Here is a 6,359-nt window from a genome sequence, read left to right as displayed (position 1 = left end):
AACAACAAAAGCCGTGCTAGAAGCACGGGGTTTTAAACCCAATTTTTTGATAAGATGAACAATCTACTTCCTCAGTTCCAGTTGCTTCCCTTGTAAGTGATTTATCATCCCCATAAATAGTAAGAACTCCTGTCAAAGTTAATCGGTTACTAATCTGATTAACATCCTTTATTGACCATGACCAGCCGTCAATTCCACACCGTTCATCTAATAGGTCACACAGGTTGTACCAAGCTATGTAATCAATCTCATCAATCTTTTTCTTGTCTTTAAATATTCCTTTTTTACTAATCTTCTGTTTAGGAACTGGTTGTGCTAAGTTGTTCAAAATCTCTGCTAGTTTCATGTCTTTTCTCTGAAGGTAATTGACTTATTTTTTGAGGTACTGTAGAGTTGTACAAATGATTGCCACATGAGTAATGCTTTAAAAGTTAGGTCGTTATTAGAAGGGGAAATTAATCCCCTTTTTTGTTACCTAAAATTCCGCATCCTGTTGACATGGATGGTAGTAAGCTAAATAAAATCCTTGGTACATATCCTGGTATGTTTGAAAGGCTTTTTTAACAGCTTGTTTTGTTATTTCAGATAAGAAAAGACTTAATTGAATTTCTTGTACAGGTTCAAAATGTCCGAAGTCTGGATCTTGTTCTTGTTCTTCGGAATAAAGGTGCAATACGACCTCTTGTAACCCGTTTCTACAATCTTGAGTTTGTGGCCAATGACTACGGGTAACTCGATCAAATAAGGTACAAGTACCCCTCGATCTTGTGTCCCCTTCATAGGCTTTGAACATGGGGCAATTCGCACAGATAGCGCATGGTTGCACAGGTTCTAAAACCTGTGTAGGTTGAAATTCTCTGTTTTGTAACATAATGGAAATAGATATTTTTGGAAAAGAGCCAGGAAATTACAGTTTCTTGCGCTCTCTTTTGTTTTGTTCCGAAGGAGAACCCTTTTCTGGTGTTTGTTCAACCAGTTCTCTCTGGACTTCAAAAAAGTTTTGTTTCCCTCGGTACGCTTACCATTTTAATCGCTACGACGGATAATGTCAATACTTGCGCTTACTGTGTCAACTGCTATAATGGACGTGTCCATCGCCAGGACTCTAAAATCTATCAATAACCCAATGTACAATGATGTCCAGTAATCAGGTGCAAATGGGGTTGTTTATGCCGATCAAATGGCGACTGGCAGTGCTAATGGCAGATCGAGAAATCGATTATAAAGAGTTAGCCGAACTAACTGGATTTCATGAGAAAACCGTTAGTAAGCATAAAAATATGCGAGTTATGCCAAGTCGTCTTGAAGACACAACCCTGTACAAATATTGTGAAGCTCTTCAGTGTCAGCCTGGAGACTTATTAGTGTTTATTCCTAATCCGGAGGAAAGTATGGAAGCTGAAAGTTAAACTACCTTAACTGCTCTAAATTCCCTAACAATCCTCATTCTCAACCAGAAAACAAAAAAGCTGGCTGCCCCTTTATCGCAAAAACTTGCTGTCAACTTTCTATAAAGTTGGGTTCAACCAGATCCAATACTTGTATATATATTCATTTTACTGTTGCAGCGACACCCTTTGCTTTTGAAGGGGCGTTCCAGAATTCAAAGATTTTATTGGAGCCAAAGTCAATGATCGCCACAATGCACATTGGTACAATTTGTGCTGCAACGCAACCATCCGCAACCTACGCTGAGCAACGACAACAAAGAATCCACTGGCTGTTATCGAACAGTCTGCCCCCCTTACCCGTTGCCCCATTTCAAGACCCATACCGGTACCATAAAGTCGTCAAAGCATCCAACACCAGAGGTTCACATTGCCCCTTAAACAAGGATTTACAGCCTATTCCTTTATTTACTGGCAAGAATCCCTCATTCTTGGACTCTGACGGCATCCCGTATCTGATTAACCACAATGTCTATCAATCCCGACTACCCAATAAGAAAGAACTGAAACGATGGTTTAAACACCCAGATAACGGTATTGGGACACTGGGGAGCGATCGCATAAAGTGGATCGACATTGATTCCAAGCAATTCCCCTCACAAGAGGACTGCGATCGCAGTTTCCAAGAATTGTTAAAACAAAGACCAGAACTGAGATTGACGCTCCTTGAAAAGACCCAATCCGGAGGATACCGAATTGGGTTAAAAGCCATAGAGGTAGCGCGTTTTACCAACTTCAGTTTAACCTGTGACGGTACTCATGTTGGGGAATGTTTGGGTTTTGGTCGTTTCACGGTTCTTTCCCCCACCATTGGCCCCACTGGTCATCCTTATGTCAATATCAATTTTCCTGAAAAACTGCTTGAAGTTGACAAAATTGACTTCATTTATCCAACTAAATCTAAAAACTCTCAAAAACAAACAACCTCAAAACCCGATGTGAAACTTCTTGCTAATGCTACCCTTATTGTTGGCAGTATCCCCTTAGAAATGCTTGGCCATGATGATAGTCGGCGTATCCTCAATGGGGAAGACATCAAAGGCGATCGCTCAGATTCTTTAACTACTGCCATAAGTGAATGGTCCGGCTGGTTCAATTGGTGTCACGATAACAATGTCCCCATTTCTGGCACGGTAGAAAACCTTGCTCAGTATGCAGGGGAAAAGTTAGGGATAGACAGCGATCGCATAACCCGAATCATTGCTACGGTGGACTTAGAGCAGTGTCAACCGGCTGCCCATTTCCGTGGCGGTGATGAGTCCTGCTGGCGAAAAGTCCGAAGATTAGATCACCGATCTTACGATGCTAATTGCCCTGATTCTATCAAAGACGCAATCAATGGTAATCCCCCCAACCGAGGCAATAACAATGGTGGGAACGGCGGTGGCGGTGGTGGCCACAACGGTGATGGATTCCTACCAGAGCGTAATAAGTGGAATTCTCCTGTATCCTGGAATGGAGAGTTGGGTTATTGGTCGGTCGTCCGTCGTAACAAACTCGATGCAGAAACAGGGGAAATCCTTGAGGAGAAAGAGACTGTTAGAGTATTCACCCCGAAATGTAATTTTGACCTCGAAATTGAACGAGAATTGTCTGATGGCGAAGGCGGTGGCTTAGTGCTACAGGTGAAACGTTCGATTGACCATAAACAACGACGGGTTATCATTGGCTCAACGGAGCGGTTGACAGTCAAAGAATTTAACTTGGCACTAACCAAGGCTTATCGTGCAGGAATCATCTGTAATCTCAAGACTGACCAGCTTAACGGGTTAATACAGACGAAACTAATCCATTACCACGATAGAGGGGGTAAAGTCTTCAAGCTGGCTGACCGCATTGGCCAACAGAATGACGGGACTTGGGTATTCAGCGATCGCCAATTAACAGAAACAGGGATTGCTACTAGTGAAGATAAAACCAAGACTGTATATAATCCCAATCTTGGCTATGAGGATCACGTCAGTGTTCCTGAACTTGTTAGCCCTGATTCTAACGCACTGACTAACTTAATAAATGCCATGCACCGGTTCCACGGAGATTCTCAAATTGCTCCTGCTATCATCACCTTGGCATGGGCTGTAGCTTGTCTCCACTTTCAAGAGATTATCAAGATTGAGAAACGTTTTCCTTTGTTAAACCTGTTTGGAGATCCAGGTTGTGGGAAAACCATCATGGCTGAAAATGGTCTAGCGATCGCAGGATTTATTCAAGGTTCCGGCAGTTTCTGTAAGGTCACAGAATCCGCATTGTACGAGCATATCAAGCTAAGTGGTTCATTACCATTACTGTGGGATGACCCAGACAAATCCCCTTGGTTAGATACCTTGATTCAACGGCTGTACAATGGGAAACCTCGTATGGTCAGGGGGAATAGCCAGACCCCACATACATCACTGATGATAACGTCAAATCATGTCATTGGGGATGCTAAACCAGCTACCCTTAGCCGTATCCTACCCTTAGCCATATTCCCCTCAACTGATGGGGATAAGAACGCTTGGGATGACCTTGTAGAAGCACAGAAAGGGGCATCAGGCGCATTACCTGAGTTAATTGGGTTGGGATACCCTTCTGAGGAAGTTCGTGCGTTAGCCAAGGAATTACGCCCACTGTTACCCCACGCTCATGCACGAGTAGCTGATTCTATTGCCTTGGTACTGCATTATGCTACCGCGGTCTGTAGGTTAGCAGGGTTCGATGAGCAGAGAATCATCGACTATGTGAAAGGAACAGTGTGTAAAACAGCTAATGATGCTGATTCTGCTTCAGATTCCTTGACGGATTTCATTGACAAGATTTCAGCGTTACATTCTCAAAGTGTGGTAGGGGAATGGAATATCCGTTTAGTTACCACAAGGACTGGTTTTGAAGGTTTAGCAGTCAATATGTCCTCTGTGTGGTCAAAAGTTGATGGGACTTACAAAGTACCTTACTCTCGCAAGGTCATTGAATCCCAAATTGCTCAAGCTGGCGGTGTTCTCAAATCAGCACAGAAGTTTTATCGGTCGGAGGATGAGGTTAAGACTTATCGGCGATCGCTTATCAATGGTCACAACGAAAGTGCCGATTACGTCCCACCAAAACCGCCAGAAGAAACTACTAGGAAATGCGTACTAATTCCCCTTAACTTGGTCAAAGACTTTATCTCCTCGTGGCGTGATGATAGTCCTCCCGATGGCGGCGGCGGCGGTGGTGGTGGTCAACCTGTTTCACCACCTGACCCTATTTCACCGACTGATGGTGGCGATTCTGTCACCACGTCTGAGGATAGTTCAGTTACAAGTTACCAAGATGTTGAAGGTAACAAATCAGATAAAGGTAACTATGAAACCACTGATTGTACAAAGGTTTCAAATGATGACCCTAATTCTAGTTACCTCTTTTCTGAACATACTCAAAACTTGGAAGAAGAAAAAGACGGGAGAGTAGAATTACTCAATGAAGAAAATGGTGGGGAAATTCCCTCAGAAAAAAATGCTACTTCTTATGAAAAGGTAACTACAACTGAGGTCGATTCCTGTAACCTAGATATAATGGTAGATACAGCAGTTAACCATCAGTCTTTAGACTCTGAACCTGAATCTGAAAATGAGGTAACTGAGATTTTAGAATGGGATAACGTGGTATCTGACATTGATGCTGAAATGATTCGCCTTGGTTGGGATGTTGAACGCGGAGAACAGTACCTCGTTGAACAATACGAAGTGCGATCGAGACTAAGACTCAGTGATGAGCAAATCCTTGAATTCCTTGGTTATCTGAAGTCTCAGCCCACTGTCAAAGTTGGTCAGATCCACTATTCCTTGGAATGACAGTGCTTATTGAGGTATTTTTCAATGATGTTGTTGCTGTCGTGCGATCGTTTGAGAATCCCAAGGCCGCTGAGATAACTCATTTGAGTTGCTCCAATCTTTGATTAGCTTCTTCTAAATTGAAAAGTTCTGAGTCAAAGTCTCCACCGATCCACTCTTTGAAGCTTTCATGTTCTTCATGATTGGGATCACCAATAGCTTCGAGAAAGTCTTCATATCCCCATACTCCTCCACAATCTTCGGGTGGACAAGCCCGTTTTCCTTTTATACAAACTGGATAATTGGTTTTTAACTCAGGAGTAAGGAGCTTTTCTACCAAGATTTCATGTTCCCAAGAGTCTCCAAAATCATAAGTGTAGGAAAATTTCGACTTTTCTGAAGAGCAAAAATCAGCTAATAGGACGTTATTTTCTGACCTTAATCCAGTAGGAAAATCAGGATCTTCAACTCCATAATCTATTCCCCCAATGGTAAATTGATGCAAATGGTAATTGCCCCAATCCATGACGATTTGGATAATTTCATGTAATTGTGGCAAGGAAGTTGACCCTAGTAACTGTACTCTCCGCCAGATAGGGGGTCGTATCTGCTTGAGGGTAATTTTTAATTGATAGACTACTTGATTGGGTTTCTTTTTTGCGGAACTCATCACTTCAGGGAGAACGTGGCATTTTCGTTAAACCAAGAATATCATAGAATAAATGTCACTTTCTGTAAGAACATGGCGACACCAACACACCAAGTTGGGGTAAAAGTCCCCCTCCTTCTCCATGAAAAACTCGCCGAACACGCTGCGACCTTGAACGTATCGAAGTCAGAGGTGGTGCTAAGTGCCTTGGCACAATACCTTGATAGTGCAACGGATGTACCGATGGCGGTACGGATGGCTATGCTTGAGAATAGAGTCTCTGAAATAGAAGCATTGGTAAAACCAGAACAAGATGGGGATGACTGATGCCACAAAATCCACCAAAGATATTTCTTGCCCATGCTAACGAGGATAAGGAAAAGGTCAGAGAACTCTATGGCCGGTTAGTTGAGGCAGGGTAAGTAAGTCAGCAGAATTAATTGTATATTTTATGGTATAGTTTTATCAGCA

6 protein-coding genes are annotated in these 6,359 nt (G+C 42.6%); 3 read left to right on the top strand and 3 right to left on the bottom strand.

Annotation, left to right across the window (positions count from 1 at the left end; all coding sequences use genetic code 11):
- Positions 1 to 16: 16 nt before the first annotated feature.
- Entirely contained in the window at positions 17 to 346 is a 330-nt protein-coding gene (locus P9B04_RS12425; protein WP_342055307.1) for a Rad52/Rad22 family DNA repair protein, read from the bottom strand.
- A 129-nt stretch (positions 347 to 475) separates the two neighbouring features.
- Positions 476 to 793, bottom strand: a complete 318-nt coding sequence (locus tag P9B04_RS12420; RefSeq protein ID WP_342055306.1) for a hypothetical protein — start codon at positions 791 to 793, stop codon at positions 476 to 478.
- Between the two features lie 376 nt (positions 794 to 1,169).
- Here P9B04_RS12420 and P9B04_RS12415 point away from each other — a divergent pair, with 376 nt between their 5' ends.
- Positions 1,170 to 1,409, top strand: a complete 240-nt coding sequence (locus tag P9B04_RS12415; RefSeq protein ID WP_342055305.1) for a helix-turn-helix domain-containing protein — start codon at positions 1,170 to 1,172, stop codon at positions 1,407 to 1,409.
- A 221-nt stretch (positions 1,410 to 1,630) separates the two neighbouring features.
- Complete coding sequence (locus P9B04_RS12410) at positions 1,631 to 5,260, top strand: hypothetical protein (protein WP_342055304.1); 3,630 nt, start codon at positions 1,631 to 1,633, stop codon at positions 5,258 to 5,260.
- A 79-nt stretch (positions 5,261 to 5,339) separates the two neighbouring features.
- Here P9B04_RS12410 and P9B04_RS12405 read toward each other — a convergent pair whose 3' ends face one another.
- Entirely contained in the window at positions 5,340 to 5,909 is a 570-nt protein-coding gene (locus tag P9B04_RS12405) for a plasmid pRiA4b ORF-3 family protein (protein ID WP_342055303.1), read from the bottom strand.
- Between the two features lie 72 nt (positions 5,910 to 5,981).
- Here P9B04_RS12405 and P9B04_RS12400 point away from each other — a divergent pair, with 72 nt between their 5' ends.
- Positions 5,982 to 6,215 carry a CopG family transcriptional regulator gene (locus P9B04_RS12400; RefSeq protein WP_342055302.1) on the top strand — a complete coding sequence of 78 codons (234 nt, stop codon included), beginning with the start codon at positions 5,982 to 5,984 and terminating at the stop codon, positions 6,213 to 6,215.
- Positions 6,216 to 6,359 lie beyond the last annotated feature (144 nt).

Source organism: Crocosphaera sp. Alani8, assembly GCF_038442745.1.
Taxonomy (GTDB): domain Bacteria; phylum Cyanobacteriota; class Cyanobacteriia; order Cyanobacteriales; family Microcystaceae; genus Crocosphaera.
Note: the sequence above shows the minus strand (reverse complement) of the source record. Positions and strands in the feature narration are given on the sequence as shown.

What these genes read in the sequence shown, in the direction of transcription:
- P9B04_RS12425 (WP_342055307.1), bottom strand. Translation starts at nt 346, where the DNA reads ATGAAACTAGCAGAGATTTTGAACAACTTAGCACAACCAGTTCCTAAA.
- P9B04_RS12400 (WP_342055302.1), top strand. Translation starts at nt 5,982, where the DNA reads ATGGCGACACCAACACACCAAGTTGGGGTAAAAGTCCCCCTCCTTCTC.
- P9B04_RS12410 (WP_342055304.1), top strand. Translation starts at nt 1,631, where the DNA reads ATGATCGCCACAATGCACATTGGTACAATTTGTGCTGCAACGCAACCA.
- P9B04_RS12420 (WP_342055306.1), bottom strand. Translation starts at nt 793, where the DNA reads ATGTTCAAAGCCTATGAAGGGGACACAAGATCGAGGGGTACTTGTACC.
- P9B04_RS12415 (WP_342055305.1), top strand. Translation starts at nt 1,170, where the DNA reads ATGCCGATCAAATGGCGACTGGCAGTGCTAATGGCAGATCGAGAAATC.
- P9B04_RS12405 (WP_342055303.1), bottom strand. Translation starts at nt 5,909, where the DNA reads ATGAGTTCCGCAAAAAAGAAACCCAATCAAGTAGTCTATCAATTAAAA.